The organism is Arthrobacter silvisoli (genome assembly GCF_003369445.1).
GTDB lineage: Bacteria > Actinomycetota > Actinomycetes > Actinomycetales > Micrococcaceae > Arthrobacter > Arthrobacter silvisoli.
In genome coordinates this window covers 121,836-148,829 of sequence record NZ_QRCU01000076.1, presented here as the reverse complement: position 1 = coordinate 148,829, position 26,994 = coordinate 121,836, and the positions used below count along the sequence as shown (strand labels likewise).

The window sequence follows — 26,994 nt, the reverse complement described above, 5'->3', positions numbered from 1 at the left end:
ACAATCACCACAGGCCCCACACCGCAATCGGAGGCCACCCGCCTATCAGCCGCTTAACCAACCTGCCTGGGCAGTACAGCTAGGCCCGCCTCAGGCGAACGGCGCGATCTCCACGCCGGCGTCCTCCAGGCCCTTCCGCACCGCGGCCGCAAGTTCCACCGCGCCCGGGGTGTCGCCGTGGATGCACAGGGAGTCGGCCCGGACGCGGACAACCGAGCCGCCAACGGCTTCCAGTTCACCCTGGGTCGCCAGGCGCACGGCCCGCTCCACCACCTTGCGGGAGTCGTGCACCACGGCACCGTCCTGCGAGCGCGGCACCAGGGTGCCGTCCGGCAGGTAGCCGCGGTCCACGAAGGCCTCGTGGAACACGGGGTGGCCCACCTCGCCGGCGAGCCGCAGGAACGCCGAGCCCGGCAGTCCGAGCACGGGCAGGCCGGGATCGTAGGCCTGGATGGCGGCGACCACGGCTTCGGCCTGGTCCGTGTCGTGCACGATCCGGTTGTACAGCGCCCCGTGGGGCTTTACATAGTCCACCGAGGCGCCCACCGCGTGCGCAATCCCGTCGAGGGCGCCCAGCTGGTAGAGCACGTCGCCGTAGAGCTCGTCGAAGGACATGTCCATGCTGCGCCGGCCGAAGCCGTGCAGGTCCCGGTAGCCGACGTGGGCTCCCACGCGGACGTCCAGTTCGAAGGCGGCGCGGCAGCTGTCCAGCATGGTCACGGGGTCCCCGGCGTGGAAGCCGCAGGCCACGTTGGCGCTGCTGACGATCCGGAAGATCGCGGCGTCATCGCCCATCGTCCAGGAGCCGAGGCCCTCCCCCAGGTCAGCGTTCAGGTCCATGGTTTCCTTCCGTCAGGGCATTGGTGCTTGGTGGAGTGTCTGCGGGCAGTTCGCCGGGAATGGTGTCCGGCAGCGGCCCGAAGGCGTGTTTGGCCGAGGCCACCACGGCCCGGCCCATCATCAGGTTCCCGCCGCCACCCACCACGGCGCCCACCCCGAAAGGCAGCGCCCGGCCGAGGAATGCGGTGCCCTGGCGTTTCAGGAGGCTCCGGAGGAAGGCCCGCTGGACAGCGTCCCGGACCACGCCGAAACCGCTGCCGGGAATCTTCTTGCCGAGCGTCTTGCCCCAGGCCTGGGTGACGCCTTTGCCACGGCCGCGGCTCTGTCCGCTGAGCGCGCCCAGCAGTGCCGTGCCTTCTTCGCCGAGCATGATCGCCATGACCATGGTGCGGGCGCGGTCCGGGTCGGTCAGGTGGATGCCGTGCAGCTCGGCGAGCGACGCCGCATACAGGGCGGTCGCCTCCAGGAAGCCGACCGTGGCCAGCCCTGACAGTCCCAGCGAGGCCGCCGTTCCGAGGCCGGGCACGACGGCGGTGGCCCCCACCGCGGCTCCCCCGCCGGTGACCGCGAGCAGGAAGTCCCGCTCCAGTTTGGCTGCCAGCTGTCCTGCGGAGGCGTGCGGGTGGCGGCGGCGCAGGCGTTGGAGGTTGGCGAGGACGAGGGGCCGCTGCACTTCCACGGCACGCAGGAGGACGCTATGGACGCCGGGCTTGGGATTGCCGTGCTCGTCGAAAACCGCTTTGTGGACGGTTTCCTGGGCAATCTTCGCTGCCGGGTTGGGGCGCCTTGCCATGTTCACCTCCGCCGTGGAAAGAGTTCGTGCGTACCCGCCCAAGCGTAACCCCCACCGCCTCCCTGCCCTCGCTTCGCTCCGGCCAGGGAACGCGGGCGGCGCGGGCCCACTCCGGCGTAGACTTGGACCGTTCACAGGGACCGGTACAAGCCAGGACAGGAAGTATCCGGAATGAAGAAGAACATGAACCTGAACGACGTCAGGCACCACAGCGACGCACCCGCCGAAGGCGAAATCGATGGTTGGGTTCCGCACGACACGGGCCTCCACAGCCAGGATCCCGCAGAGGGTCCGGACGAAGACGACACCGCCGGCCAATAGCCCAAAATCCCTGGCGATCCTAAAATTTAACCGTGGCTCCACGCTTGGCTGCTGGGGCTCCGGGAGACGCCAGACCGGGGCATCTTTTGGAGCGTGTACTCGACGAAGTACACGCCTTGGAGAAGGCCGACGCCCCCAGCCTCCGCGCCCTGCGGCGCAGGTTTTCAGCGCGGATCGCGACGGCGGACGCATCCGTGGTGTTCGAACTCGCCGACGGCCTCCGGGCGGCCGGTTATGACTGGCTGGGCTGGGAGCTGATCAACGCGCACGACGCCGCCTTCCATTCCCTGACCGCTGCAGCCCTGCAGCAGTTGGGGTCCGAGATCGCATCCTGGGGCCAGGCCGACGCCTTCGGCACCATCCTCAGCGGCCCGGCTTGGCGCGAGGGCTTGGTCAGCGATGCCGACGTCGCCGGCTGGGCCCGGAACGGCAACCGCTGGTGGCGGCGGCTGGCGCTCGTGTCCACCACCGTCCTCAATACCCGCTCCCGCTGGGGCACCGGCGACCGCGACCGGACGCTCGCCGTCGTCGTGCTCCTCATGCACGACCGGGACGACACCGTGGTGAAGGCGCTCAGCTGGGCGCTGCGTTCCTTGGTGCCGTGGGATCCGCAGGCGGTGCGCACCTTCCTGGAAGCGCACGACCGCGAACTCGCCTCGCGCGTGAAGCGCGAGGTCCGCAGCAAGCTGGACACCGGGTTGAAGTCCCCGCGCAGGCACTGAAACCCCATCGAAACGTACCCGTCGAAACGGCGGCTTTCCGGCGGTAGGCTGGGCTGATGGCTGCCCCGCGAGCCCTCCGTCCTTTTGCGCACCGTGAATACCGGGTGCTGATCACCGCCCTGGCCATTTCGATCTTCGGCTCCGGCATGTGGGCCGTGGCCATGGTGTACCAGGTGATCCAGCTCGGCGGCGGGCCGGTGGAGTTGTCCCTCGTAGCGACGGCAGCGGCAGTCGGCTTGGTGGCGTTCGTGCTCGCGGGCGGGATCGCCGCTGACCGGGTGCCGCAGCGGCTGCTCATCATCGCCGTCGAGGGAGCCAACCTGGCCGTGATCGGCACCGTCAGCGTGCTCTCGATGACCGGGCTGCTGCAACTCTGGCATCTCGCCGCGGGTTCTTTCGTCCTGGGTATGGGCGCGGCCTTCTTCTTCCCGGCGTATTCGGCGATCCTGCCGCGGATCCTCCCGGCCGAGGACCTGCTCGCGGCCAACGGCATGGAGGGCACCATGCGGCCCATCCTGCAACAGGCCGCTGGGCCTGCCGTGGCCGGTGTGGTGGTGGCATCGCTGTCGCCGCCGTGGGCCGTGACCGGGGTGTCGTTGTGCCACCTCACGGCGTTCATCGTGCTGAATTTCCTGGGCCGGCACGCCTTGGACGCGCCGGCGAACGGGGCCGCGGATGGTTCGCTGCCTGCTCCGCAGCGTGGACGGGGCGGCGCGGTCCGGTCCTTCCTGCGGGACCTGCGGGAGGGCGTCAGCTATACCCTCCGCACGCCGTGGCTGCTCTGGACCCTGATCTGGGCCTGCTTGTCGGTGCTCTTCATCATCGGACCGATCGAGGTGCTGATCCCGTTCGTGGTGCGCGACCAACTCCACGGGGATTCACGGATGTTCGGTTTCCTCCTCGCGGTCATGGGCGTGGGCGGCGCAATCGCTTCCCTGGCCACAGCCTCGTTCAGGCTGCCCCGGCGGTACCTCACCATCATGATCTCGTCGTGGGGCCTCGGCAGCCTGCCGCTTGCCGCCGTCGGGATCATGGACAACTTCTGGGTGCTGGCCGCAGCCTTGTTCATTTTCGGCGCCACCGGAAGCGTGGGCATGGTCATCTGGGGCACGCTGCTGCAGCGCAGGGTCCCGCCCCACCTGCTCGGACGCATCTCGAGCCTGGATTTCTTCGTGTCGCTGGCCCTGATGCCGGTGTCCATGGCCCTGTCCGGCCCCGCAGCGCAGGTGATGCCGATCTGGCTGATCTTCCTGGCCGCCGGGGTGGTGTGCCCGCTGATGTCTGTGGTGGCCCTGTTCGCGGCGCGGATGCTGACGGACGAGATCGAGCACCCGCTGGATGCGGAGCCTGCGGAAAAGGATTCCTTGGACGCCGTAGACGGGTAGCGGCCCCGTAGCCACGCGCTGCCACCATGCTGGTGGCAGCGGGCGTCCCCGCCGCGGGCTTCGTGCCCTGGCTGTTCGTGGCCGAGGAAACCAACGGCATGAGCCTTGCCCAAGCCGGCGGGGAAACCGCGAAGGACACGGAACCTGTCCGCGAAACCGTCTAGCCTTCCGGAAAAAGCACAAGGCGCCGGCGCGGCCGGGAATCCAGCCGCACCGGCGCCTTGCCGCGCTTAACCCTCCAGCGTTCCGACTACCGGGACACCCGCCGTCGGGAACAGGCTCGGGAAGACCGACGGAACCGGGACCGGAGCCGCCTCGAGCGGGACCGTCACCGTGTCGGGCCCGACGACGACGCGCCGGCCGCGGACGCTTACCTCCAGTGCGGTGCCGCGCGGCTCAGCCGCAGCGTCTCCCGCCGAAGCCGCGCCGCCGCCGTCGGGAACGCCGTCAAAGCGGTCCGCACGGGCCGACATGGCGATGCTGCCGGGCCGCAGTTCGACGTCGAGCACCTGGCCGCGGAGCCGCAGGCGGAAGGACAGGCTCTCCCATTCCTCGGGCAGGCGGGGGTCGAAGTGCAGTACCTCGCCCTGGTCGCGCATTCCGGCGAAACCGGACACCAAGGAGCTCCAGATGCCGCCCGTGGAAGCGATGTGCACACCGTCCACCGTGTTGGCGTGGGTGTTGTCCAGGTCGATGAACAACGCCTCGGTGAAGTGCTTGAGCGCGATGTCGGAGTAGCCCACCTCGGCCGCCATGATGCCCTGGACGCACGCGGACAGCGTGGAGTCGCCGGTGGTGATGGGATCGTAGAAGTCGAAGGCGCGCTGCTTTTCCTCGGCACTGAAGTCCTGCCACTGCAGGAACATCGCCAGGACCGTGTCCGCCTGCTTGAGGACCTGGTGCCGGTAGATCACCAGCGGGTGGAAGTTCAGCAGCAGCGGGTACTTGGACCGCGGGGTGTTCCAGTCCCAGGGTTCCAGGGTCATGAAGTCGTTGTCCTGGGAGTGGACCTCCATGTGCGGGTCGTACGGCAGCGCCATCCGCGAGGCGGCCTGGCGCCAGATGATCCGATCGGTTTCGAGCACACCCGGGTGATCCAGCTCGGCGGCAGCACGCAGATTAAAGCGGGCCATGACATTGGTGTAGAGGTTGTCGTTGACCACGGCGGTGTACTCGTCCGGGCCGGTGACGCCGTGGATGTGGAACATGCCGTCCTTGCCGAAGAAGCCCAGGGACGCCCACATCCGGGCCGTTTCAATCAGCAGTTCGGCACCGATCTCGTTCGCGAAGGCGCTGTCCCCGCTGGCCCACTGGTACCGGTTGGCAGCGAAGGCGATGGCCGCGGCGATGTGGAACTGGGCGGTGCCGGCGGCGTAGTAGGCGCTGGCCTCGAGGCCGTTGATGGTGCGCCACGGGAACAGCGCGCCGTCCACGCTGAGCTCCTTGGCGCGGATCCGGGCGTCCGGCAGCATGGCGTGGCGCGATTCCAGGACCTGCCGGGCTGCGGCCGGGTTGGTGTAGCTCAGGTACGGCAGGAGGTAGATCTCCTGGTCCCAGAAGTAATGCCCTTCGTAGCCCGAACCGCTCACGCCCTTCGCCGGGATGCCCGCAACGCCGGCCCGCGCTGTGGCCTGGGCCAGCTGGAAGAGGTTCCAGCGGACGGCCTGCTGCATCTCGGCCTGGCCACCGATCACGATGTCGGCCGTGGCCCAGTAGTTGCGATAGTGCTCGGCGCTTTCGGCCAGCAGGCTGTCGAACTCAACCAGGCGAAGTTCCGCCTCCGCGGCGAGCGCCTCGCCCGGGTCAGCGACCGTGTCCTCCACTGCACTGACCACGTAGCTGACGCTCTTCTCGAGACGGAAGGTCTCGCCGTCGTTCACTGCCAGGACGTAGCGGACCGCAGACTCGTCCTCCCCCACCACGGTCTCGAAGGGCTGGCCGTCCATGGACATCCAGTGGTCCACGGCCACGCCGATCCGCTGCCGGGATTCGGTGGTTTCCCAAGCGAGCCGGAGCGAGCCGTCGGCGCCCTGCAGGTGCAGGGGGCGCAGCACGCGCCCCGCGTGCCGGCCGGAGCGCCGGGGGTCGTGGGACGAGTGGTCCTCCACCGGCTGGTCCTGCCGGTTGAGGATGGAGGAGGTGATGTCCACGGAGGTGGGGCGGTCAGAACTCAGGGTGAATTCGATGCCGAGGCAGCCGCGCGACTCGAAGCCCACGACGCGCCGCTCGACAGTGGTGACGACGGCGCCGGAGCGGCACTCCCAGGTCACGGTGCATTCGTACACGCCGGTGGCGAAGTCCAGGCTGCGGCGGTAGTCGCGCACGGTGGACTCGGCCAGGGAGAGCTGCTCGCCGTCGACCATCACGGTGAAGTTGTTGGCATCCGGGACGTACACGATCCGCTGCCCGGTGCGGGCGAATCCGTACGCGTTCTCGGCATGCTTGATGTCCCAGATCTCGTGGAAACCGTTGATGAACGTGCCGGGGAGGTCACCGTCGGCCGCGGCCCAATGCCCGCCGCGGATTCCTAGGTGCCCGTTGCCGAGGCTGAAGAGCGTTTCAAGCGTGCCGGCGTCGCCGGGGACATGGATCGATTCCACGAGCTTCCACGGTTCGCAAGGGAAGCGCAGCCGGTCGGAACTGATGAGTGCCATGGGGAAGTGCCTTTTCGAAAGGAGATGGGTTGGGGAAGTTCAGGGTCTTGGGGGAATCAGAGGAGGTCGTTGAGGTCGTCCACCACAAAGGTGGCCCCGGCGTCGAGGAGGGTCTGCCGGCCCGCACCGCGGTCCACGCCGATCACCGCCCGGAAGTTGCCGGCGCTGCCGGCCTGCACGCCGGACACCGCATCCTCCACCACGATGCATTCGGCCGCGGATACCTCGAGCAGCTGTGCCGCGTAGTCGAAGGTGGCCGGGTCCGGTTTGCCGGGGAGTCCGACGGCGGCCGCCACCTGGCCGTCGACCACTACCGGGAAATAGCCGTCCAGCCCGGCGGCCTTGAGTACCGCGGGCGCGTTCCGGGAGGAGGAGACGACGGCGAGCTTGAGTCCGCGCTCCAGCGCGGCGTGGATGAAACGGACGGAGCCGGCGTATGGCTCCACCCCGCGGGTGGACACAATTTCATTGAAGATCAGGTTCTTGCGGTTGCCAAGGCCCTGCACGGTGGGGCTGTCCGGTGCATCGTCCGTGGGACCTTCGGGCAGGGTGATGCCGCGGGAGGCGAGGAAGTCCCGGACGCCGTTGAAGCGCGGCTTGCCATCGATGAAGTCGAAGTAGTCGCTCTCCTGGTAGCCGCCTGTTCCGTCCGCTCCGGCGTGGCCGGCCTCGGCGAGGTAGCCGTCGAACAGTTCCTGCCAGGCCTGCTCGTGTACCACCGCGGTGGGCGTCAGTACGCCGTCGAGGTCGAACAGCAGAGCCGAGGCGCCCTTCCAGATGGAGCTCAGGGCTGCGTGGGATTCAGTCATGGTTCTTGTCCGTTCGGCGTTTGCGGCGGGTGGTCTTGCGTTCGATGAGTTTGGTGTCGAGGAAATGGTTGGTGGGCGGGTGGTCCGGCTCCGGGTTCTGCAGGCGTTCGCAGAGCAGGTTCGCCGCGAAGGCGCCTTGGTCTGCGACAGGCTGCGCCACCGTGCTCAGGCCGAGGAACCAACTCATGGGGTGGTCGTCGATCCCGATCACGGACACGTCCCTCGGGGCGCCCAGGCCGTGCTCGCGCAAGGCCATCAGGGCTCCGAAGGCGATCTCGTCGCAGTCGGCGAAGAGGGCACTGGGCAGCCCCCGGTGTGCGATGAGCTCGGTCATGGCGCTCCGCCCGCCCTCGATGGACGAGCCGGCATTGACCACAAGGTCCGGGTGGACGGTGAGGTCGTGCTCGGACAGCGCCCGGCTGAAACCGTCAAGGCGGTTGTTGCTGGTACGGACCGAATGCCCGCCCAGCTCCCGGCCCGAGAGCACTGCCAGGTCCCAGTGGCCCAACTCCAGCAGGTGGGAGGTGGCCGCCCAGGCGGCGTGTTCGTCGTCGATTCCTACGTTATCCCAGGGGACCGCGCTCATTCCAACGCTGGCGACCGCCAGGCCGGATCCTGCCAAGGCATCGATCTCATCGGCATCAAGGTCCACGTTCAGCAGCAGCACCCCGTCTACCCGCTGCCGCAGGGCGGCAAGGTCCGCGAAGACACGGCTCCGGACGTCCGCGTTGTTCCGGAGGCTGACCAGGACGGTGTCGTGCCCGCCGTCGGCGAAGACTTCCTCGGCGGATTCCACTGCCTGGGCGAAGAACCAGGCCGTGGCCGTGGGGGCGATGATGGCGATGGAGCCGGTGCTCCCGCCTGCGAGCCGTGAGGCCGCGGACGATGGTTTGTAGCCGAGCTTCCCGGCCGCTTCGGCAACCTTGCGGTGGGCTTTCTCGGACACATTGGGCAGATTGCGCAGGGCCCGGGAAACGGTGCAAATGGACAATCCCGAGAGGACAGCAACGTCCTGGATGGTGGCGCGCTGGGCACTAACCATGCAACACGGCCTCAACCCTTTCCATGCTTGATCTACGCTTGTTCAGCGCTGCGGCGACTCACCGCATCGAGCGATTGTAAGCGTTTACAATTTTGCCTATCAAGGGATGCACAAACGCGTCGCCAGTGTTACGCGGGGCTCACCTCAGCGCAGGCGGTCGCTTCGCTCAGCGCAGGACGTAGTGGCGCAGGAAGGTGCCCACGTCGGCCAGTTCCATAGCCTCGATCCGGTGGCCCATTCCGGGATAGGTGCGGGCTGTGAGGGCTGTGTTCCGGTCCAGCCAGTCGGCGGTGTACTCCACCGCTTCATCGTTGATCACGGGATCCGCCTTGTCCCGGCCCCAGAAGAACGGGGGCCGGGTTTCGAAGGATTCGCTCATGGACAGGAGCTCGTTGTCCAGCACGAAACCGGACAGGCCCACCGTGGCCTTGAAGCCATCGGGCCGCAGGCGCAGCAGCGTGCTGGCCATGGCCATGCCCTGGGAGTAGCCCAACAGGCTCACGCTGCTGTGCTTGCCCTTGACCGAGTCGATCCAGGCAAACACCTTGTTGGCGGCCGAGATGACGTCGGTGAAATCGTTGGCCAGGAAGTAGTCCAGCAGGAACCAGCCGTAGTCGTCGCCGATCACCATGGGGCCGCGGGGCGCGGCGCACGTGAATTCCTCCGGCAGCTCCGGGAAAAGCTTGGCCATGCGCTGCTCGTCGGTGCCGTACCCGTGCATCATCACCAACAGGGGCGTTCCGGCACGCTCGCTCTCGGGCTTGGACCAGAGGACGGTATCCATAGGGAAAAGCCTAGCGGGATCACGCAATGGAGCAGCCCGCCCAGGGAGGAGGCAACGGGGTCGCGGGTGCAGGGGGCGCGGGTGTGGGGGTCGCCGAGATCGCCGGAAGCCTGCGGGGTCGCCGGTCCGTTCCGGCGACCCCGCAACGTTCCCGCGATCCCGCGCAGCCCCTTGGCCGCAGAACATGTCACCAGCCATCGCAGGACATCTCCAGCGGGGTGGAGCCGTTAGCGGGCTCCGGAACTAGCCGAGCGCGGGCCTGCGGGTGGCACCCGGGCGGCGGGCGGCCTGCAGATCGAGGAGGGCCTCGCGGGTTTCCGGGTTGGTGACGGTGTCGATGGTGGTCCAGGCCATGCCGAGCGCGCCGTCAAGGGCGGCCTGCTCGCCCGCGGGAGATCCGGCGTCGGCGGCGAATTCGGCGGTGTGCGGAACGCCGCTGGCACCCAGCACCGAGATCATCGGGTGGATGGAGGGCACGGCGTGGGACACGTTGCCCATGTCCGTGGAGCCGCCGCCCAGCCGGCTGGTCTGCACCACCGTGCGGCCCATGCTGCGCAGGTTCCGGTCCCAGGCCTCGGCGAGCAGGGTGTTCTGGACGAGGTTCTCGTAGCGCGGTTCGGTGGGGGTGACCTCCCAGGTGCAGCCGCTGGCCAGGGCGCCGCCGGCGAAGCAGTTCAGCATGCGCTCCTTGACGTCCTCGAGCACGGCAAGGTCGTGCGCGCGGACCTCGGCGCTGACCACCGTGCGGGCCGGAATGATGTTGGTGACCTCGCCGCCGCGTTCCACGAAGGCGTTCAGGCGGATGCCGTCGGCGAGCTGCTGGCGGAGCAGGCCGATGGCCACCAGCGAGATGGTGGCGGCGTCGCCGGCGTTGATGGCTTTGTCCGGGGCGGCGGCGGCGTGCGCGGCGCGGCCGTTGAAGGTGACAGCGAAGCGGTCCACGGCCTGGGTGCGGGTGACGGAACAGCTGAGGTCCTCGCCGGTGGCGCCGTGCACCATCATGGACACGGTGGCCTGTTCCCAGGCGCCGGCTTCGAGCAGCAGCGCCTTGCCGCCACCGTGCTCCTCCGCCGGGGTGCCGAGCAGCACCACGCGCAGGCCGAGCTCGTCGGCGACGTCGCCGAGCGCGAGCGCGGCGCCGAGTCCCGCCGTCGCGATGATGTTGTGGCCACATGCGTGCCCGATCTCCGGCAGGGCATCGTACTCGGCACAGATCACCACGGTGAAGTCGCCGCTGCCGCGTACCGCTTCGAAGCAGGTTTCCATGCCGTAGGCGCCGCGTTCGACGGCGAAGCCCCCTTCCTCGGCGACCGCGGCGAGGGTTTCCGCGGCGAGCCGTTCCTCGAAGGCGAGTTCCGGGTTGTCGTGGATGATGCGGCTGACTTCGCGGAGGCGGTCTTCCCACGCGGAGATGGTGCCGGAGGCTGCCTTCTTGAGGGTATCGACGTCGACGGCGGTGGCTTGGCTTGGCATGGTGGCCTTTCGGGTGTAGCAGGTTCAGGGGGGCTATTAGTGGTGGCCGAGGCCGAGCGTCAACTGGGCGATGACCACGGAGAAGAAGTACGAAGAAGCGATGGCGACCAGCCCCACGGGAACGATCCGCCAGCCGATGCGGCGCAGCAGCGGGATGTCCTTGCCAAGGCTCAAGCCTGCGACGGTGAGCACCACGGTGCAGATGGACAGGAAGTTGACACTGCCGACCATGGCGATGAGGGTCTTGGCGATCGGCGAGACCGGGCTGGAAGCCAGGGCGCCCAAGGTGATGATGAAGACCATGCTGGGCACTTTGCCCCGGCACAGCTTGGACAAGCCCAGGCCCGCCAGCAGCAGTGCATCGATGACCAGGTAGCCGGCCAGGATGTTCCAGGAGAAAGCCCCCGCGGCGATCGAGGCAATGAAGACGCCGATCACCGTCAGGAGAGGCATCGCGATGTACAGCGGGACCCGCACGGGACCGCGGTTCCCGGTGTCGGCGTCGGACTCTGGCGCAGCTTCGGCAGCCGCGGATTCAGCAGCAGCGGATTCGAGCTCGGCGGTGGATGCAGTACCAGCGGCGGCAACGGCGTCGGCAATGGTGTCCAGGTGCGGGAAGCGGCGGATGAGGCCGTTGTAGATCTTGTCCGCGAGGGGCAGGGCGATCCAGATACCAACGTAGACGCCCAGCAGGCTGGTGATGACGTTGGAGGTGCCGGCGACGGCGATGATCTGGTCTTTCAGCTCGGGGAACTGGGCGGCCACACTTGCCGCTCCCGCAGCCATCATGGAACCGGAACCGACCCCGGCGCCCATGGCCAGGGCCAGCGGGTCAAAGACACCCAGGGAAGCGCTGACGGATGCCAGGAGGGAGATGAAGACCGCACCGAAGATGGTGCCGAAGACATACATGGACAGGACGCCGCGGTACGGGTGCGAGTCGGTGCCGTAACGCTCACTGACCATGGCGAAAGAACCTTCGCGGTCGATCGAGAAGGTGGCCCCGATGGTGGCCGGCCCCATCTTCAACATGACGGCGAGCGGGAGGGCGAGGATCAGGGTGCCGAGCAGGTGGCCGACTTCCTGGAGCAGCAGCGCCGGGCCGGCGCGGAAGAGCAGGGGAAGGTTGGGGCCCATCGTGAACGCGAGGCTGCCCACGAGGATCAGGACGGACGTACCCATCAGTGCACCGGCCGCGGACTGGAAATTCCGGGAGAGAGGGCGGAACTTCTGCGCGGAGACGATGCCGCCGGACAGGATGCCCCACACCATCGGCAGAATCGTGATCGCGGCAAATCCCACGGGAATGACCTTGGGGCCGATGAGCTGGCTCAGGGTAGCCAGCAGCAAGGCGAGTCCGCCGATTGGCCAGAGCCACGCCAAGGAACTTCTGGTGCGTTGGGGGGCCGCGAGGAGAGTTGTTGAGGTCATGGGATTTCCTTGCTGGGGACTGGGGATGGAAACCGGATGGGCTTATAAGCTATATAACGCGCATCACAGCGACTCGAATATGCAGGAAATTCAGGAAAGTAAGGCTGGAAATGCAGGATTACGATTTCGATGAACGTGATCTCCGCCTGCTGCATGCCCTGCAGGTCCGCCCGCGTGCACCGTGGGCCACCCTGGCGCCGGCGGTCGGAGCGGACCCTGTGACTCTGGCCCGGCGCTGGGAACAACTGCAGGAACAGGGCCTGGCCTGGATCGGCTGCTACCAGGGTGCGGGGCGGGGCGTGGTGACGGCATTCCTGGAAATCGAGTGCGCGCCGTCGAGCATGGCCCCCGTGACAGAGGAACTGGCCGGCGACCCGGAGGTACTCACGATCGACCTGACGGCGGGCGGGCGCGACATGGTGGTCACCCTCGTCTGCCGGGACGACGCCGAACTGTCCCGCTACGTGCTCGACCGGCTGTCTACGGTGGAAGGCATCCGCAGCATGCGCACGCACCGGTCCATCCAGGTGGTGGCCGACGCCCAGGTGTGGCGCCTGCGCTCCCTGAACGCCGGCGAGGTCAAGGCGCTGGAGCGGGCCGTGGCGCAGCCGAAGGAGCTCCTGTCCAGGGTTCCCGCCGAGATCGAGGACGGGCTGCTCCGGATCCTGCGCGCGGATGCCCGTGCGTCGGTGTCCCGGATTTCCGGTGAACTGGGCATCAGCCAGGCCCGCGCCCGGAGCGCGCTCAGCACGGTCCTCGCCCAACAGCGCGTGGTCATCAGGCTTGAGGTGGCCCGGCCGTATTCGGGGTGGCCGGTGTATGTGTGGTTCTTCATGCGGGTCCCGGCAACCCAAGTGGGGTCGGTGGCCGGGAAACTGGTGGGCCTGGACGAGGTCCGGCTCGTCACCACCACCGTGGGCAACTATTCCCTCGTAGTGGCCGTGTGGCTGCGCCGCATCGAGGACATCACCCTGCTGGAGCGGCATCTCGGCGAGCGGCTGCCCTTCGCCGAGATCGTGGACCGTTCGATCGTGCTGCGCACCCCGAAGCATCTGGGCATCCGCCTGGACGCTTCAGGGCGGCGGATTGTGGGGTAGATATGACGACGGCGGCGGCTCCCTTGACCCGCGCGAGGCGGCGGCAGCACCGGCGTCGGGAGGCGGCGGCATTGACGGCCGCTTCATCGTCCGGGAGTCCAGCACGCGGTAGGCCGGGGATTCTTGGTTCGGGCACCCCACGGCCTCGCACGACGTTCCTGCCCGGTTGCTCCTGGGCCCACCCCTGGCCGTCCCCGGAAATCCGCGGAAGCTGCGGAGACTCAGGCCCGGATCGAGCATGCAAGCGGGAAGGAGCGTCGCGAAAAGCGCCCGCCGCAGGCAGCGTCTCCAGGGCCTCACACCCCCGCCAACATCACGTACGCGTTACGCCGTCCTCACCCGCCAGCACCGACAATCTTTGTTTGTGTTGTTTTTTATTGACATCCCCACATGAACAAAGATAGAGTCAAGCAATTCCACATCATGTGATGGTGGTCACCAACCGGGTTCTGCAAGTACGCAATGGAGGGTATGTGTTCGCTGAAGAGCGCCAGCAGCTCATCTCCGGGCTCGTCGCAGAGCTGGGCCGGGTCAGCGTGACCGACCTCGCGGAACGTTTCAGCATCACCACCGAAACCGTCCGCCGGGACCTCGCCGCCCTTGAATCCGCCGGCAGCCTTCGCCGGGTCCACGGTGGAGCCGTTCCGTCGGACCGCCTGAGCACCCGCGAGGAAAGCGTGGGCGAACGCGCCATCCAGCGGCAGCAGGAAAAGCTCCGCATCGCCCAGGCCGCCCTGGCCATGATCCCCGAGGACTCCACCGGAAGCATCCTGCTGGACGCGGGCTCCACCACCGAAACCCTCGCAGGACTCCTCGCTTCCCAGCGCGGCAACGGCGGCACCGGGGAACTGGTGGTCATCACCCACGCCATCCCCATCGCCGCCCGGCTCTCCGGCAATCCGGGCATCGGGCTGCAGATCCTCGGCGGCCGTGTCCGTGGACTCACGCAGGCCGCCGTCGGGCAATCCACCGTCGATTCCGCCTCCCGGCTCCGGCCGGACATCGCCTTTGTGGGTGCCAACGGCATCCACGCAACGTTCGGGTTCAGCACTCCGGATCCCGAAGAAGCAGCCGTCAAGGCCGCTTTCGTCACCGCCGCACGGCGCGTCGTCGTGCTGGCGGATTCTTCCAAGCTGGACGCGGAAACCCTCGTCCAATTCGCCGCCCTGAAAGATGTAGACACCGTGATTACTGACACCGAACCCTCTGACGAGCTCTCGGCCGCCTTGGCCGAAGCCGGTGTGGATGTCGTGCTCGCATGATCGTCACACTGACTGCCAACCCCAGCCTCGACCGCACGGTCGAGCTTCCCGCCGCCCTGGCCCGCGGCGAAGTGCAGCGCGCCGTCGCCGTCCACCAGCACTCGGGCGGCAAAGGGGTCAACGTCTCCCGTGCCCTGGTGGCATCCGGCCTGGACACCATAGCGGTCCTGCCGGGCGGCGAGACCGACCCCGTGCTCAGCGGCCTGCGGGAGGACAAGGTGCCGTTCGCGGCCTTGCCGATCGCCGAGCCGCTGCGCAGCAACGTAACCCTCACCGAGCCGGACGGAGTGACCACCAAGATCAACGAACCCGGCCCGGAACTGAGCGCTGAACAGCAGGAAGCCCTGATCGGGCTGTTGCTGGAGCGTTCGCAGGGCGCCAGCTGGGTGGTCCTGGCCGGTTCCCTTCCCCCGGGAGTTCCGGCGGACTTCTACGCCACGGTGGCCGCCCGCCTCCGCAGCGTGGACGACGGCGGAGCCCCCCTGATCGCGATCGACTCCTCCGGCACTCCGCTGGTGGCGGCGGTCAGCGGACGCGGGGACGGCAGGCCGGACCTGCTGAAACCGAACGCGGAGGAACTGGCCGAACTGGCCGCCGCGGCCGGCTTCACGGACCACCACACCGCCGAGGAACTGGAAGCGGATCCGGGCCTGGCCGCCCGGGCCGCGGCCGCCGTCGTCGGCTCCGGTGTGGGAACGGTCCTTGCAACACTCGGTTCCAAGGGCGCCGTCCTGGTAACCGCCGACGGCGCGTGGCTCGCCACGCATCCGCCGATCCAGGCCGTCAGCACCGTGGGTGCCGGCGATTCTTCCCTTGCCGGCTACCTGCTGGCCGCCACGCAGGGCGGCACCCCGCAGGACTGCCTCCGTCAAGCTGTGGCACATGGTGCCGCCGCTGCTTCGCTGCCGGGCTCCACTGTCCCGGCAGTCCACCAAACAACTCCCGACGCCGTAACCATCACGGCCCTTCCGAAGGACTAACAGTGACAGAGCTCATCACCCCCCAGTTGGTCGCCCTCGACCAGAACCTCGGCGAGGCTCCCGCCGACGTCATCCGTTTCCTCGCAGGCAAAGTGGCCGACGCCGGCCGCGCCACCGAGGTTGAAGGCCTGTTCACGGACGCCTTCGCCCGCGAGTCCAAGACCGCCACCGGCGTGCCCGGTGGCATCGCCATCCCGCACTGCCGCTCCACGGCCGTGACCGTGCCGTCGCTGGCGATGGCCCGGCTGTCCCAGAAAGTGGACTTCGGTGCCAAGGACGGCCCCGCGGACCTCATCTTCTTCATCGCGGCCCCCGAGGGCGCCGACCAGGAGCATCTGAAGCTGCTCTCCAAGCTGGCCCGCTCCCTCATCAAGAAGGACTTCACCGCGGCCCTGCGTGCGGCCTCCACTCCCCAGGAGATCGTGGAGCTGGTGGACGCTGCCCTCGCCGACAAGCCTGCCGCCCACATTGCCGAAGCAGTGACGGTGCCCGCCGCTGCCGCTGCCGGCGCAGGATCCACCGGCTTCGCAGCACAGGGTGCTGCCCCGGCCCCGATCGGCGGAGCCGGGGGCCCCATCGGCCCGAAGCGCATTGTTGCTGTCACCGCCTGCCCCACGGGCATCGCCCACACTTACATGGCCGCCGACTCGCTGGTGGCCGCGGCCAAGGAAATCGGCGTGGACCTGCAGGTGGAAACCCAGGGATCCTCCGGCGCCAAGCCGCTGGACCCGGCAGTGATTGCGGCGGCTGACGCCGTGATCTTCGCCGTCGACGTCGACGTCCGGGGCAAGGAGCGCTTCGCCGGCAAGCCGGTCATCAGCGCGCCAGTCAAGCGCGGCATCGATGAGCCGGAGAAGATGGTGCACGAAGCCCTCGCCGCCATCGACGACCCCCGCGCCCACCGCGTTCCGCACGCTGGTGCGGAGGAAGAGGCTGAGCGTCAGGCCGAAGAAAAGGGCGAGCACATCGGCCACAAGCTGAAGAGGGCGCTCCTCACCGGCGTCTCGTACATGATCCCGTTCGTGGCCGGCGGCGGTCTGTTGATCGCCCTTGGCTTCCTGCTGGGTGGGTACGACATCACCGGCTTCGCCGACAAGATGCTCGCACAGAACAGCCTCTTCAACCTGCCCACCGAGTACCCGGCCCTGGCTTGGGGACCGCTGGGCGCCTACCTCGGCGCGGTGCTGTTCAAGATCGGCGCTTTGTCCCTCGGCTTCCTGGTTCCGGCCCTGGCAGGCTACATTGCCTACGCCATCGCGGACCGGCCCGGCATCGCTCCCGGCTTCGTGGCTGGTGCGGTCTCCGGCTTCATGGGTGCCGGCTTCCTGGGCGGCATCGTGGGCGGCCTTCTGGCCGGCTACATCGCCCACCAGCTCGGCAAGCTCAACGTGGCCCGCTGGCTGCGCGGCCTGATGCCCGTCGTCATCATCCCGCTGCTGGCCTCCCTGGTCGCTTCCGGCCTGATGTTCCTGATCCTCGGCGCACCGATCGTCGCGCTGACCAAGGCCCTGAACGAAGGCCTCTCCGGACTGACCGGCGCGGGCGCCATCCTGCTCGGCGTGATCCTCGGCCTCATGATGTGCTTCGACCTCGGCGGCCCCGTCAACAAGGTTGCCTACTCCTTCGCCGTCGCCGGCTTGGGCGCAGCCTCCGTTACCAACCAGGCTCCGTGGCAGATCATGGCCGCCGTCATGGCCGCCGGCATGGTTCCCCCGCTGGCCATGGCCCTCGCCTCCACCGTCCTGGACAAGAAGGGCTTCTCCCTGGCCGAACGTGAAAACGGCAAGGCAGCCTGGCTGCTGGGTGCTTCCTTCATCTCCGAAGGCGCCATCCCCTTCGCCGCGGCCGACCCGCTGCGCGTCATCCCCGCCAGCATGGTGGGCGGCGCAGTGACCGGCGCCCTGTCCATGGCCTTCGCGGTCGGCTCAAAGGCCCCCCACGGTGGCATCTTCGTCTTCTTCGCCATCGACAACTTCCTCCTCTGGGTGCTCTCCATCCTGGTAGGCACGGTTGTTACGGCGCTCCTGCTCATCGCGCTCAAGCGCTGGGCAGTGAAGAAGACCGTTGATACTGTTGCGGCAGCAGCCTGACAACGCCGTTAGAAAGCAACTAGAGGACTAATCCATGCAGACCTTTTCAGGTGTTGGTGTCGCTCCGGGCCGGGTTTTGGGTCCGGTGCGGCAGATGCCCAAACCGGTGCAGGAACCCCACGCGAACGTGAACATCCCGGCGGATGTGACCGTGGAATCGCAGGCGGCCCGGGTGAAGGACGCGGCGAAGGCCGTCCAGTCCGAGCTCCGTGCCCGTGCCGCGACAGCGTCGGGTGAAGGCAAGGAGGTCCTCGAGGCCACGGCGCTGATGGCAGCGGATCCGATGCTGATCAAGTCTGCGGTCAAGCTTCTCAAGCCCGAAACTCCCGGCGGCGCGCGGACTGCGGAGCGCGCCGTCTGGGAAGCCGCTGCCACGGTCGCCGATACCCTGAAGAGCCTCGGCGGGTACATGGCCGAACGTGTCGCCGACGTCCTGGATGTCCGGGCCCGGATCGTGTCGGAGCTGCGGGGCCTTCCGGCCCCGGGCATCCCGGCCTCCGAGGAGCCGTTCATCCTGGCCGCCGAGGACCTCGCCCCTGCCGACACCGCCACCCTGGACCCGGCCAAGGTCATCGCCCTCATCACCAGCGGCGGCGGGCCGCAGTCGCACACCGCGATCCTGGCCCGCGCCCTGGGCCTGCCCGCCGTCGTCGCCGCTCCCGGGGTGGACGACATCGACGACGGGGTAGAGGTCTACGTGGACGGCGCGGCCGGCACCATCACCACGGACCCGTCCGAGGAACTGCGCATCGCGGCCAAGGCCTGGGCCACGCAGGCCTCGACCCTGGCCGCGTTCACCGGCGACAACACCCTGGCTGACGGCTACCGCGTTCCCCTGCTGGCAAACGTCGGCACCGGCGCGGACGCGGTCAAGGCCGCCGACGCCGGGGCCGAGGGCGTGGGCCTGCTGCGCACCGAGTTCTGCTTCCTGGACCGCGACACCGAGCCCACGGTCGAAGAACAGATCACCGCGTACGGCGCCGTGTTCGCCGCGTTCCCCGGGAAGAAAGTGGTGGTCCGCACCCTCGACGCCGGCGCCGACAAGCCGCTGCCCTTCCTCACCAACGCCGACGAGCCCAACCCGGCCCTCGGTGTGCGCGGCTACCGCACCGACCTCACCTCGCCCGGGGTCCTGGAACGCCAGCTCCAGGCCATCGCCGAAGCGGAAGCCGCGCATGAGGCAGAGGTGTGGGTCATGGCCCCGATGATCTCCACTGCGGAGGAAGCCGCCCGCTTCGCTGAGCTCTGCGCCGGGGCCGGGCTCAAGACCCCCGGGGTCATGGTGGAAGTCCCTTCCGCGGCATTGACGGCCGAGACGGTGCTTGGCCGGGTGTCCTTCGCGTCCCTGGGCACCAACGACCTCACCCAGTACGCCATGGCCGCCGACCGCCAGCTGGGCCCCTTGGCCACCCTCAACGACCCGTGGCAGCCAGCGGTCCTGAAGCTCGTCAAGCTCACCGCCGACGGCGCCGCCACCGCGGCAGGAGCCAGCGGCCAGCCCAAACCTGTCGGGGTCTGCGGGGAAGCCGCGGCCGATCCTGCCCTGGCCGCCGTGCTCATCGGGCTGGGCGTCGCCACCCTCTCCATGTCCCCGCGCGCCCTGGCCTCCGTGGCCGCCGTACTCAAGACCATTACCCTGGCCCAGGCCCAACAGCTCGCTGGCCTCGCCCTGGCTGCCCCGAGCGCCGCCGCCGCCCGCTCCGCCGTCCGCGAGCAATTGCCCGTCCTCAACGAGCTGGGCCTGTAAAGCACCGCCTCCAAACACAAACCACCGAACCAGCAAGGAGAACCACCATGAGCGAACGCACCGCTACCATCGCCAGCCGCGTCGGCCTGCACGCCCGCCCTGCCGCCATCTTCGCCGAAGCCGCCGGCGAACTCGACCTCGAGGTCACTATCGCCCGGCAGGGCGAACCCGCCGACGAAGCCATGGACGCCGCCTCCATCCTGTCCCTCATGAGCCTCGGCGCAGCCCAGGGCGACGTGGTGGTCCTGCGCGCCGAAGGCACCGGCGCCGACGAAGCCCTCGACAAGCTCGTCAAGATCCTCGAAACCGACCACGACGCCGAATAGGCCCCTGGTTCGAAAAGACAAACAGAAGGAGCGTGCCCTTCCCCTGGCGGGGAGGCACGCTCCTTCTGTTTGCGGTAAGCGTTAGTCCTGCGCCGGTTCCGACACCGCGGCTTCCGCCGTCATGGTCTCGGCATTGATCATCCATGCCAGCTGCTCAAGGCGGGCGATGAACGCGTGCAACAGATCCGCCGTCGTGGGGTCTTCCTCGTCCACCTGGTCGTGGACGTCGCGCATGGTCTGCACGGTCCGCTCCACGCGCGCAGTGATCAGCTTGACGGCGTCCTTGGTCGCGGTGAGTCCTTCGGGGAAGGGCTCCAGCCGGGTCCCGGCCGCAATGGTTGCGCTCCGGCCGTCCGGGAGTGCGTGCAGCGCCCTCATCCGTTCTGCTGCTTCATCGGCGAACGCCCGGGCGGCCGCCACAAGCTCATCCAGTTGCAGGTGGAGGTCCCTGAAGTTTGGCCCCACGATGTTCCAGTGCGCCTGCTTCCCTTGGAGCTGGAGCTCGATCAGATCCGTCAGGACCATCTGCAGGTTTGTTGCCAGGGTTTGCGATGCTTTCATATCTTCCTCTCACGACGCCGATCCAGTAGCAGCCAGCCCTGAGCGCGGTCTCCGGCGAGGGCCCTCTTGTAAGCTTACGTCCCGGACTCTGGTTTAGTAAGCATGCTTACTAGTACGATGAGGCATCTGGACCAGCACGCGGGCGGGCTTTCGAAGCGGCGCTGAGAAGGTCCAGATAACTGAAAGGAAGCGGTCAATGTCGACGATTTCCCATCCCGCGTCTCCCAACGAGACGCCCCAGCCGAGCGCCGAACCCATCTGGTGCGGGAACTGCAACACCACAGACCACCTCATCCTTGACAGCATCGAGCCCCTCAAGCCTCCCGTCGACGGCTTGGTCGACATCTCCTACACCTGCGTAGAGTGCGACACCTTCTACGCCCACACGGCCGTCTTCCTGGACGCGGCCACGATCCTCAACGACCGCGGAAACACCATCGGAGTCCTCCAGTTCGGCGGCGAGTACGTCCACTGCGGGCGGCCGATGGAACCGGCCGGCTCCGCCCACCGAAGCGTCCAGGCCCCGATCCGCACCGACGACCCGGAAAAGGACCCTGCCGTGGACCTGCTGGACGTCTACCTGAAGACCAAGGTGCTCCAGTGCGGCTGCGGATTCCGGATGGAACTGCCCGCCTGAGAATCCGCCCGGGAATCCGCTAGCCCAGGACTCCTCCACCCGGCCCGTCCGGATCCGGTTGCGGTTCCGGAGGCGCCGCGTCCGGATCGCCCGGCACGGGGAAAGTATCGGGACCCGGCGGCAACGGGAAGGGTTCCGGCTCCGGCGGCATGGGCGGCTCGGTAGGTGGAAGCGGCGGCTCGAAAGGCGGCGGCTGGGGGCCTGGCTCCGGCGGCAGGGGCTCCGGCGGCAATGGCGACGGCGGCCCAAACGGCGACGTCGGGTCCCCGGCGTCGGGCGGCACGGCAGGCAGGCTCCCGTCCCCGGGAAGCTGCCCGTCGGGTTGGACCGGTGAAGGGAAAGTGCTGCTCATCGCGTCCTCCAAAGGTGGGTTGGCGTACATCTCCAGCACTCCCGACGCTAACGGGCGGCCGGCGCCGAGTCCAGCGTTACAGGAAAATTAGTCAGCAGGCTTAGTTTTCCATTGAATTCGGCCCTGCCACGCCATAGCGTGAAACTCAGGTACGGCGGAGGTTGCCACATGGACGACATGGAATTTCTTGAAGACGACAAGCGCGGCGAGTCTCCGAACCAGAAACTCGACCGCAACTGGATGGAACTCCTCCAGGAGCTCAGGGTGCTCCAGACCGGGGTCCAGATCCTGGCGGGCTTCCTCCTGACCCTGCCGTTCCAGGCGAAATTCGACACCTTAGATTCCGTCCAGGTAGCTCTGTACCTGTTCAACGTGATGGTGGCGGCACTCACCACGGCGCTGATCCTCCTGCCGGTCAGCGTGCACCGGCGGCTCTTCCGGAAACGGCTGAAATCCGTACTCGTCGCCAGTGCCGACTTCATGGCCAAGACCGCGCTGGGCGGGGTGGCCGTACTGATCGTGGGCACCGCCCTGTTGGTGTACGACGTCGTTGCCGGGCGGAGTGCCGCGCTGATAGCAGGCGGGGCAATTGTCCTGGTACTTCTGTTCCTGCTCCTCGTCGTGCCGTTATGGCTCAGCTACCGCTCGCGGCGCCCGCGGGGCACCGGAGAGTAGGAGAAGAGATGCCCCGATGGCTGAAGAACAACGGACTGCTCCTGGCCAACGCCGGGCTGTTCGTCCTCTTCCTCGGCGGAATGGTGTTTTCGGGCGTGGCCAGCTACAACGACGACCAGCTCGCGCACGGCCGGCAAACGGTGGACCTGCCGGCCTATCTGCGAAGCGGCCACTTCATGGAAGCCGTCTTCGAGAACTGGGAATCCGAGTTCCTTCAGATGGCGATGTACGTGGTGCTGACGATCTTCCTGTTCCAGAAAGGCTCCTCCGAATCCAAGCCGCTCGGGAAGGAAGCCGAACAGGACGAAAACCCGCGCCACGCAAGGATCACCCGGAATACGCCGTGGCCTGTCCGGAAGGGCGGCTGGATCCTGGTGGCCTACGAGCACTCGCTGTCCGGCCTGCTGGTGGTCCTGTTCCTCGGCTCGATCCTCATGCACGCGGTGGGCGGCGCGGAAAGCCACAGCGAGGAGCAACTGGCCCACGGGCTGCCGCCGGTCTCGATCTGGCAGTACATGGCGAGCAGCCAGTTCTGGTTCGAGTCCTTCCAGAACTGGCAGAGCGAGTTCCTGGCGGTCGCCGTGCTGGTGGGTGCTTCGGTGTTCCTCCGCGAGCGCGGATCACCCGAGTCGAAGCGGGTGGCCGAACCGCACCATCAGACAGGGTCCTGAGGTGCGGGCTGCGGCTGGCACCACTTGCACAGCCTCAGGCGTTCTTCTTCGCCCGGGTCCTGGACTTGGCGGGGGCCTTCTCTTCGTCGGCGTCCTTCGACTTCGAGACGGCAGCCTTGGAGCCGGCGGTCCCGCCGCGCTTCTTGTCCAGGCTGCGCTTCAGCGCCTCCATGAGGTCGATGACCTCGCCGCCTTCGCCCTCGGCGGCCTGCACGCCGAAGGTCTCCTCGGTGTCCAGCGAATCGCCGCGCTCCAGCTTCGCCGCGATGAGCTGGCGCAGCTGCACCTGGTAGTCGTCCGTGTACGCCTCGGGGTCGAAATCGCGGGCCATGGAATCGACCAGAGCCGAGGACATTTCCAGTTCCTTGTCCGAGATCCTGATGTCCGAATCCAGCGCCGGGAAGTCGGCCTCCCGGACCTCGTCGTCCCAGAGCAGCGACTGCAGCATCAGCACGTCACCGCGTACCCGCAGGGCGCCCAGCCGCGTCTTCTGCCGCAGGGCGTACTGGACGATCGCCACCCGTTCGGTGTCCTGCAGCGTGCGCAGGAGCAGCATGTAGGCCTTGGGCGATTTGGAATCCGGCTCCAAGTAGTAGGGACGCTCGTACATGATGGGGTCCAGCTGCTCGGCAGGAACGAATTCCACCACTTCGATGTCGCGGCTGTTCTCCTCCGGGAGGGACTTCAGGTCCGCCGTGGTGAGGACCACGGTGCGGCCTTCCTCTTCGTAGGCCTTGTCGATATCCTCATAAGCCACAACTTCGCCGCAGACTTCGCATTTGCGCTGGTAGCGGATGCGTCCTCCGTCCTTGTTGTGGACTTGGTGGAGACTGACATCGTGGTCTTCCGTGGCGCTGTACAGCTTCACCGGAACGTTGACCAGCCCGAACGCGATAGAACCCTTCCATATGGCCCTCATGCACTAAGTGAACATCACATCAAGGCGGAGGTGAAGAGATGGCACAACGCCAGAGGGAGCGCGTCAACGTCGAAGGACACGAACTGACGCTGACCAACCTGGGCAAGATCATCTACCCGGAGACCGGCACCACCAAGGCCGAAGTGCTCGAGTACTATGCCGCCGTCGCGCCGTTCCTGATCCCCGCGTCGGCCAACCGGCCGGCCACCCGCAAGCGCTGGGTGAACGGCGTGGGGACCGCGGAGAAGCCGGGCCAGATGTTCTTCCAGAAGAACCTGGACGCCTCAACGCCGTCGTGGGTTCCGCGGGTGACCATCCAGCACAGCGACCACAGCAACGACTACCCCCTGGTGAACAACCTCGCCACCCTCACCTGGCTGGCGCAGATCGCCGCCTTGGAGATCCACGTGCCGCAGTGGCAGGTGGACGCCGAGGGGACCATGCTCAACCCGGACCGCCTCGTGCTCGACCTCGACCCCGGGCCCGGCACCGGCCTGCCCGAGTGTGTGGAGGTGGCCAAGCTGGCGCGGGGCATCCTGAAGGACATGGGGATGGACCCGGTTCCGGTGACAAGCGGCAGCAAAGGCATCCACCTCTATGCCGGACTGGACGGTACGCAGAAATGGGAGCAGGTTTCGGCGTTCGCGCATGAACTGGCCCGCTCCCTTGAGGCCGACCACCCGGACCTCGTGGTCAGCGACATGAAGAAGACGCTGCGCGGGGGCAAGGTCCTGGTGGACTGGAGCCAGAACAGCGGGAACAAGACGACGATCGTGCCCTACTCCCTGCGCGGCCGGGCGCACCCCATGGTGGCGGCGCCCCGCACCTGGCGGGAGCTCTCCTCCCCGAAGCTCGAGCACCTGGACTTCACGGCCGTGATGAAACGCGTGAAAGACGGCAAGGACCCCTTCGCCGCGGTGGCGGCGGGACAGTCCGGGCATCCCTCGCACGTCGGCGGCGGTCGGGACGGGGAAGACGACGACGGCGGACCGGCGGGCGTGCACCCGCGCCTCAAGGACTACGTGCGCAAGCGCGATCCGGGCAAGACACCGGAACCGTTTCCCGCCGTCGGGCAGCCCGCCGGGAACGGCTCCGGGAAACAGGCGGACGCGGAAGAGGAGCCGGCCGGCGGGATCTTCGTGATCCAGGAGCACCACGCCCGGGCGTACCACCTGGATTTCCGCCTGGAGCACCACGGCGTGCTGGTGTCCTGGGCGCTGCCGCGCGGGGTGCCCGATACCCCCAAGAAGAACCACCTGGCCGTGCACACGGAGGACCACCCGCTCGAATACGCGCAGTTCCAAGGGATCATCCCCAAGGGCGAATACGGCGCCGGGACCGTGAGCATCTGGGACAACGGCACGTATGAATGCGAGAAATGGCGGGATGGCAAGGAAGTGATCGCCACGCTCACCGGCCGGCCCGGCGGCGGCCTGCACGGCACCCGGCGCTTCGCGCTTATCCGCACCGGAGAGTCGGACAAGCAGTGGCTCATCCACCTGATGAAGGAACAGCCCGGGCACCACGCCGCGCCCAAGGCGGCGCCCTCAACCCCGGCTTCTGACCCGACTCCACGCAGCCTCGCCGCGCCGCCGGACTACGCGCCCATGCTCGCCACCGCCGGGACGGCTAGGGACCTGGCGGGAAGCCGCTGGCTCTTCGAACTGAAATGGGACGGCTTCCGGGTGCTGGTCTCGCGCTCCCGCGGGAAGCTCAGGCTCGGCAGCCGCACGGGCAAGGACATGACGGCCACCTACCCGGAACTGAGCGACCCCGCCATCTGGCCCGAACACGACTTCGTGGCAGACGGCGAAATCGTGGCCTTCGGCAAGGACGGCCGGCCGAGCTTCGAGCAGATGCAGAAGCGGATGAACCTCACCAAGCCGGGCGATGTGGAGCGCGCCCGCGCGGTGGCCCCGGTACAGCTGATGCTTTTCGACCTGCTGTACGACGACGGCGACGAACTGGTTTCGCTGCCGCTGGAGGAACGCCGCAGGCGCCTGGAGTCCTTCATGAAAGGGCTGCCCAAAGCGAAAGGAGCAGGCAGCCCGCTGCACCTTTCGGAGGTCCTGGACCACGACCATGAGGCGATCCTGGCAAGCGCCGCCGAGCTGGGCCTCGAAGGGGTCATGGCCAAGCGCGCGGAGAGCCGGTACCTGCCCGGCCGGCGCAGCCACTCCTGGATCAAGCTCAAGCTCGAACAGAGCCAGGAGGTGGTGCTGGGCGGCTGGCGGCCGGGTGCCGGAGCCCGGCGCGGCACCATCGGTGCCCTCCTGGTGGGAATTCCCGACGGCGGCAAGCTGCGGTTCGCCGGCCGGGTCGGCACCGGCTTCAAGGACTGGCAGCTGCGGGACATCCTGAAGCGGGTGAAGGACCTGGAACAGCCGGAGTCGCCGTTCCTGGACATCCCCGCCGAGGACGCGAGCACCGCGCACTGGGTTTCCCCGGAACTCGTGGGCGAGGTGACGTTCGGCGACTGGACCACGGGCGGGCGCATGCGGCACCCTGTGTGGCGGGGGTGGCGGCCTGACAAGTCGCCGTCGGACGTGGGCCGGCCCAACTGACTGGCAGTTGGTGTCGTCTTGAGGCCGCAAAACGACGTTAGTTGCGAGTCAGTCGGGCCGGTTTGTCAGGAGGAGTGCGGCATCTGCGGACGGCTGGTGCGGTGCACCGCCGTCACGGCAGCACCTTGGCCCGAACGGCCGTGGCTGGTGCCGCGTTCCTTGGGGTGCCGGCGCTTGCCGTTCCCGTCCGGCCAGGCCGGCCCCTTGGCCGAAGCGAAGGTGGCGGCTACCGCAGCGCGTTCGGGCATCGGGGCCATGCCCATGGCTCCGGCCAGGTGTTCGGCGAGCTCCGGATTGATCTTCTGTGCTGCATGGTTGTCGGCCATTGTTCTTCCTTTCCACGGTATTTCAGGGGTGCGCAGGTGAAACGAAGGGTTCTTCAGGGTACTTCCAGTGCCGTTGCCTGTCAGCAACGGCGGGTCAACAGCGTTACCAGCGGACCTTCTTTTCGGTCTTGGCGAGCTTCCCGCTGGCGTGTGTGGGCTTATGGCCGCGGCCGGTGCTTTGCCAGCCAGGGCCGGAGCCGCCGCGGGACTTCCGCTCCAAAATCTCCCGCTGGGCGTCGCTCAGCTTGGACTTGATGCCGCCTTCCGGGGCGGCCTTGTTCGAGGAATCCGCAGTCATACAGTGCTCTCCTTAGCGTCAACGCCGTCAGAGGTGCCGGAGATGCGGCGTTCAGGGTGCCTTTTGCTGTGGAACTGAAAGGAAAACCGGTTCCGATTGCGGGAAAAGGGAACGACGCGGAGGCATGGCCTCAACAGGCGTGGATTTTTGTTCGGATGAAACCCGGCGGCGGGAGCTGGTCCCGGAGCGGCCGGTCTACTCAAAAATCAGTGTTCCCATGCCCACTACCCTAGGC

26 protein-coding genes are annotated in these 26,994 nt (G+C 67.7%); 14 read left to right on the top strand and 12 right to left on the bottom strand.

Features of this window, described 5'->3' with window-relative positions; translation table 11 throughout:
• Positions 1–90: 90 nt before the first annotated feature.
• Together DWV11_RS17605 and DWV11_RS17600 are read right to left on the bottom strand one after the other, a co-directional pair.
• A complete protein-coding gene (locus DWV11_RS17605; protein WP_115790219.1) occupies positions 91–840 on the bottom strand; it encodes a LamB/YcsF family protein in 750 nt (249 codons plus the stop codon).
• On the bottom strand, positions 824–1,633 hold the full coding sequence (locus DWV11_RS17600; RefSeq protein WP_115790218.1) for a hypothetical protein: 810 nt from the start codon (positions 1,631–1,633) through the stop codon (positions 824–826). Before DWV11_RS17600 ends, DWV11_RS17605 begins: the two co-directional genes overlap by 17 nt.
• A gap of 171 nt (positions 1,634–1,804) precedes the next feature.
• Between DWV11_RS17600 and DWV11_RS20200 the strand changes: the two genes are divergently transcribed.
• The 4 genes from DWV11_RS20200 to DWV11_RS20195 all read left to right on the top strand — a co-directional run bounded on the left by DWV11_RS20200 (position 1,805) and on the right by DWV11_RS20195 (position 4,225).
• Positions 1,805–1,954 (top strand): hypothetical protein, encoded by a 150-nt coding sequence (locus tag DWV11_RS20200; RefSeq protein WP_168404755.1) that lies wholly within the window; start codon positions 1,805–1,807, stop codon positions 1,952–1,954.
• Between the two features lie 86 nt (positions 1,955–2,040).
• Entirely contained in the window at positions 2,041–2,676 is a 636-nt protein-coding gene (locus tag DWV11_RS17595) for a DNA alkylation repair protein (RefSeq protein WP_168404752.1), read from the top strand.
• A 56-nt stretch (positions 2,677–2,732) separates the two neighbouring features.
• A complete protein-coding gene (locus DWV11_RS17590; protein ID WP_115790216.1) occupies positions 2,733–4,061 on the top strand; it encodes an MFS transporter in 1,329 nt (442 codons plus the stop codon).
• A gap of 26 nt (positions 4,062–4,087) precedes the next feature.
• Positions 4,088–4,225 (top strand): hypothetical protein, encoded by a 138-nt coding sequence (locus DWV11_RS20195; protein WP_168404750.1) that lies wholly within the window; start codon positions 4,088–4,090, stop codon positions 4,223–4,225.
• 66 nt (positions 4,226–4,291) lie between these two features.
• Here the strand turns inward: DWV11_RS20195 and DWV11_RS17585 are convergent, their stop codons facing one another.
• The 6 genes from DWV11_RS17585 to DWV11_RS17560 form a co-directional block, all read right to left on the bottom strand.
• Positions 4,292–6,715 (bottom strand): glycoside hydrolase family 65 protein, encoded by a 2,424-nt coding sequence (locus DWV11_RS17585; protein ID WP_115790215.1) that lies wholly within the window; start codon positions 6,713–6,715, stop codon positions 4,292–4,294.
• A gap of 56 nt (positions 6,716–6,771) precedes the next feature.
• Positions 6,772–7,524, bottom strand: a complete 753-nt coding sequence (locus tag DWV11_RS17580; RefSeq protein ID WP_115790214.1) for an HAD family hydrolase — start codon at positions 7,522–7,524, stop codon at positions 6,772–6,774.
• The gene (locus DWV11_RS17575; protein ID WP_115790213.1) at positions 7,517–8,566 is read right to left on the bottom strand and encodes a LacI family DNA-binding transcriptional regulator; all 1,050 of its coding nucleotides are present in this window, start codon (positions 8,564–8,566) and stop codon (positions 7,517–7,519) included. The genes DWV11_RS17580 and DWV11_RS17575 overlap by 8 nt, the downstream gene beginning before the upstream one ends.
• 166 nt (positions 8,567–8,732) lie before the next feature.
• The gene (locus tag DWV11_RS17570; RefSeq protein ID WP_115790212.1) at positions 8,733–9,350 is read right to left on the bottom strand and encodes an alpha/beta hydrolase; all 618 of its coding nucleotides are present in this window, start codon (positions 9,348–9,350) and stop codon (positions 8,733–8,735) included.
• Positions 9,351–9,593: 243 nt separating this feature from the next.
• Positions 9,594–10,823 (bottom strand): amidohydrolase, encoded by a 1,230-nt coding sequence (locus DWV11_RS17565; protein ID WP_115790211.1) that lies wholly within the window; start codon positions 10,821–10,823, stop codon positions 9,594–9,596.
• Positions 10,824–10,859: 36 nt separating this feature from the next.
• A complete protein-coding gene (locus DWV11_RS17560) occupies positions 10,860–12,254 on the bottom strand; it encodes a DUF3100 domain-containing protein (protein ID WP_115790210.1) in 1,395 nt (464 codons plus the stop codon).
• A 110-nt stretch (positions 12,255–12,364) separates the two neighbouring features.
• Here DWV11_RS17560 and DWV11_RS17555 point away from each other — a divergent pair, with 110 nt between their 5' ends.
• The 6 genes from DWV11_RS17555 (at position 12,365) to DWV11_RS17530 (ending at position 19,756) form a co-directional block, all read left to right on the top strand.
• Positions 12,365–13,351: an Lrp/AsnC family transcriptional regulator gene (locus DWV11_RS17555; protein WP_115790209.1), complete on the top strand. Its 987-nt coding sequence runs from the start codon at positions 12,365–12,367 to the stop codon at positions 13,349–13,351.
• A gap of 473 nt (positions 13,352–13,824) precedes the next feature.
• Positions 13,825–14,613 (top strand): DeoR/GlpR family DNA-binding transcription regulator, encoded by a 789-nt coding sequence (locus DWV11_RS17550; protein WP_115790208.1) that lies wholly within the window; start codon positions 13,825–13,827, stop codon positions 14,611–14,613.
• A complete protein-coding gene (locus tag DWV11_RS17545) occupies positions 14,610–15,593 on the top strand; it encodes a 1-phosphofructokinase family hexose kinase (RefSeq protein WP_115790207.1) in 984 nt (327 codons plus the stop codon). The genes DWV11_RS17550 and DWV11_RS17545 overlap by 4 nt, the downstream gene beginning before the upstream one ends.
• 2 nt (positions 15,594–15,595) lie before the next feature.
• Positions 15,596–17,683, top strand: coding sequence for a PTS fructose transporter subunit IIABC (locus DWV11_RS17540; protein ID WP_115790206.1), 2,088 nt, complete (start codon positions 15,596–15,598; stop codon positions 17,681–17,683).
• A gap of 34 nt (positions 17,684–17,717) precedes the next feature.
• Positions 17,718–19,430, top strand: a complete 1,713-nt coding sequence (ptsP, locus tag DWV11_RS17535) for a phosphoenolpyruvate--protein phosphotransferase (protein WP_115790205.1) — start codon at positions 17,718–17,720, stop codon at positions 19,428–19,430.
• Between the two features lie 47 nt (positions 19,431–19,477).
• Positions 19,478–19,756: an HPr family phosphocarrier protein gene (locus DWV11_RS17530; protein ID WP_115790204.1), complete on the top strand. Its 279-nt coding sequence runs from the start codon at positions 19,478–19,480 to the stop codon at positions 19,754–19,756.
• Between the two features lie 81 nt (positions 19,757–19,837).
• On the opposite strand, the gene DWV11_RS17525 is transcribed toward DWV11_RS17530, so the two are convergent.
• A complete protein-coding gene (locus DWV11_RS17525; RefSeq protein ID WP_115790203.1) occupies positions 19,838–20,317 on the bottom strand; it encodes a Dps family protein in 480 nt (159 codons plus the stop codon).
• Between the two features lie 196 nt (positions 20,318–20,513).
• Here DWV11_RS17525 and DWV11_RS17520 point away from each other — a divergent pair, with 196 nt between their 5' ends.
• From DWV11_RS17520 to DWV11_RS17510, 3 genes are all read left to right on the top strand, one after another.
• Entirely contained in the window at positions 20,514–20,954 is a 441-nt protein-coding gene (locus tag DWV11_RS17520; RefSeq protein ID WP_115790202.1) for a hypothetical protein, read from the top strand.
• Between the two features lie 520 nt (positions 20,955–21,474).
• Complete coding sequence (locus DWV11_RS17515) at positions 21,475–21,981, top strand: DUF6328 family protein (RefSeq protein WP_115790201.1); 507 nt, start codon at positions 21,475–21,477, stop codon at positions 21,979–21,981.
• Positions 21,982–21,989: 8 nt separating this feature from the next.
• Positions 21,990–22,652: a DUF6766 family protein gene (locus tag DWV11_RS17510; protein ID WP_115790200.1), complete on the top strand. Its 663-nt coding sequence runs from the start codon at positions 21,990–21,992 to the stop codon at positions 22,650–22,652.
• Positions 22,653–22,686: 34 nt separating this feature from the next.
• Here the strand turns inward: DWV11_RS17510 and ku are convergent, their stop codons facing one another.
• Positions 22,687–23,571 (bottom strand): non-homologous end joining protein Ku, encoded by an 885-nt coding sequence (ku, locus tag DWV11_RS17505; protein ID WP_115790199.1) that lies wholly within the window; start codon positions 23,569–23,571, stop codon positions 22,687–22,689.
• A gap of 38 nt (positions 23,572–23,609) precedes the next feature.
• Between ku and DWV11_RS17500 the strand changes: the two genes are divergently transcribed.
• Positions 23,610–26,135, top strand: coding sequence for an ATP-dependent DNA ligase (locus tag DWV11_RS17500; RefSeq protein ID WP_115790198.1), 2,526 nt, complete (start codon positions 23,610–23,612; stop codon positions 26,133–26,135).
• 65 nt (positions 26,136–26,200) lie between these two features.
• Here DWV11_RS17500 and DWV11_RS17495 read toward each other — a convergent pair whose 3' ends face one another.
• Positions 26,201–26,461 carry a hypothetical protein gene (locus tag DWV11_RS17495; RefSeq protein ID WP_115790197.1) on the bottom strand — a complete coding sequence of 87 codons (261 nt, stop codon included), beginning with the start codon at positions 26,459–26,461 and terminating at the stop codon, positions 26,201–26,203.
• Between the two features lie 103 nt (positions 26,462–26,564).
• The gene (locus DWV11_RS17490; RefSeq protein ID WP_115790196.1) at positions 26,565–26,759 is read right to left on the bottom strand and encodes a hypothetical protein; all 195 of its coding nucleotides are present in this window, start codon (positions 26,757–26,759) and stop codon (positions 26,565–26,567) included.
• Positions 26,760–26,994: the final 235 nt, after the last annotated feature.

What these genes read in the sequence shown, in the direction of transcription:
- DWV11_RS17495 (WP_115790197.1), bottom strand. Translation starts at nt 26,461, where the DNA reads ATGGCCGACAACCATGCAGCACAGAAGATCAATCCGGAGCTCGCCGAA.
- DWV11_RS17590 (WP_115790216.1), top strand. Translation starts at nt 2,733, where the DNA reads ATGGCTGCCCCGCGAGCCCTCCGTCCTTTTGCGCACCGTGAATACCGG.
- DWV11_RS17525 (WP_115790203.1), bottom strand. Translation starts at nt 20,317, where the DNA reads ATGAAAGCATCGCAAACCCTGGCAACAAACCTGCAGATGGTCCTGACG.
- DWV11_RS17545 (WP_115790207.1), top strand. Translation starts at nt 14,610, where the DNA reads ATGATCGTCACACTGACTGCCAACCCCAGCCTCGACCGCACGGTCGAG.
- DWV11_RS17555 (WP_115790209.1), top strand. Translation starts at nt 12,365, where the DNA reads ATGCAGGATTACGATTTCGATGAACGTGATCTCCGCCTGCTGCATGCC.
- DWV11_RS17600 (WP_115790218.1), bottom strand. Translation starts at nt 1,633, where the DNA reads ATGGCAAGGCGCCCCAACCCGGCAGCGAAGATTGCCCAGGAAACCGTC.
- DWV11_RS17605 (WP_115790219.1), bottom strand. Translation starts at nt 840, where the DNA reads ATGGACCTGAACGCTGACCTGGGGGAGGGCCTCGGCTCCTGGACGATG.
- DWV11_RS17530 (WP_115790204.1), top strand. Translation starts at nt 19,478, where the DNA reads ATGAGCGAACGCACCGCTACCATCGCCAGCCGCGTCGGCCTGCACGCC.
- ku (WP_115790199.1), bottom strand. Translation starts at nt 23,571, where the DNA reads ATGAGGGCCATATGGAAGGGTTCTATCGCGTTCGGGCTGGTCAACGTT.
- DWV11_RS17510 (WP_115790200.1), top strand. Translation starts at nt 21,990, where the DNA reads ATGCCCCGATGGCTGAAGAACAACGGACTGCTCCTGGCCAACGCCGGG.
- DWV11_RS17560 (WP_115790210.1), bottom strand. Translation starts at nt 12,254, where the DNA reads ATGACCTCAACAACTCTCCTCGCGGCCCCCCAACGCACCAGAAGTTCC.
- DWV11_RS17580 (WP_115790214.1), bottom strand. Translation starts at nt 7,524, where the DNA reads ATGACTGAATCCCACGCAGCCCTGAGCTCCATCTGGAAGGGCGCCTCG.
- DWV11_RS17515 (WP_115790201.1), top strand. Translation starts at nt 21,475, where the DNA reads ATGGACGACATGGAATTTCTTGAAGACGACAAGCGCGGCGAGTCTCCG.
- DWV11_RS20195 (WP_168404750.1), top strand. Translation starts at nt 4,088, where the DNA reads ATGCTGGTGGCAGCGGGCGTCCCCGCCGCGGGCTTCGTGCCCTGGCTG.
- DWV11_RS17500 (WP_115790198.1), top strand. Translation starts at nt 23,610, where the DNA reads ATGGCACAACGCCAGAGGGAGCGCGTCAACGTCGAAGGACACGAACTG.
- DWV11_RS17585 (WP_115790215.1), bottom strand. Translation starts at nt 6,715, where the DNA reads ATGGCACTCATCAGTTCCGACCGGCTGCGCTTCCCTTGCGAACCGTGG.
- DWV11_RS17570 (WP_115790212.1), bottom strand. Translation starts at nt 9,350, where the DNA reads ATGGATACCGTCCTCTGGTCCAAGCCCGAGAGCGAGCGTGCCGGAACG.
- DWV11_RS17490 (WP_115790196.1), bottom strand. Translation starts at nt 26,759, where the DNA reads ATGACTGCGGATTCCTCGAACAAGGCCGCCCCGGAAGGCGGCATCAAG.
- DWV11_RS17565 (WP_115790211.1), bottom strand. Translation starts at nt 10,823, where the DNA reads ATGCCAAGCCAAGCCACCGCCGTCGACGTCGATACCCTCAAGAAGGCA.
- DWV11_RS17520 (WP_115790202.1), top strand. Translation starts at nt 20,514, where the DNA reads ATGTCGACGATTTCCCATCCCGCGTCTCCCAACGAGACGCCCCAGCCG.
- DWV11_RS20200 (WP_168404755.1), top strand. Translation starts at nt 1,805, where the DNA reads ATGAAGAAGAACATGAACCTGAACGACGTCAGGCACCACAGCGACGCA.
- DWV11_RS17575 (WP_115790213.1), bottom strand. Translation starts at nt 8,566, where the DNA reads ATGGTTAGTGCCCAGCGCGCCACCATCCAGGACGTTGCTGTCCTCTCG.
- ptsP (WP_115790205.1), top strand. Translation starts at nt 17,718, where the DNA reads ATGCAGACCTTTTCAGGTGTTGGTGTCGCTCCGGGCCGGGTTTTGGGT.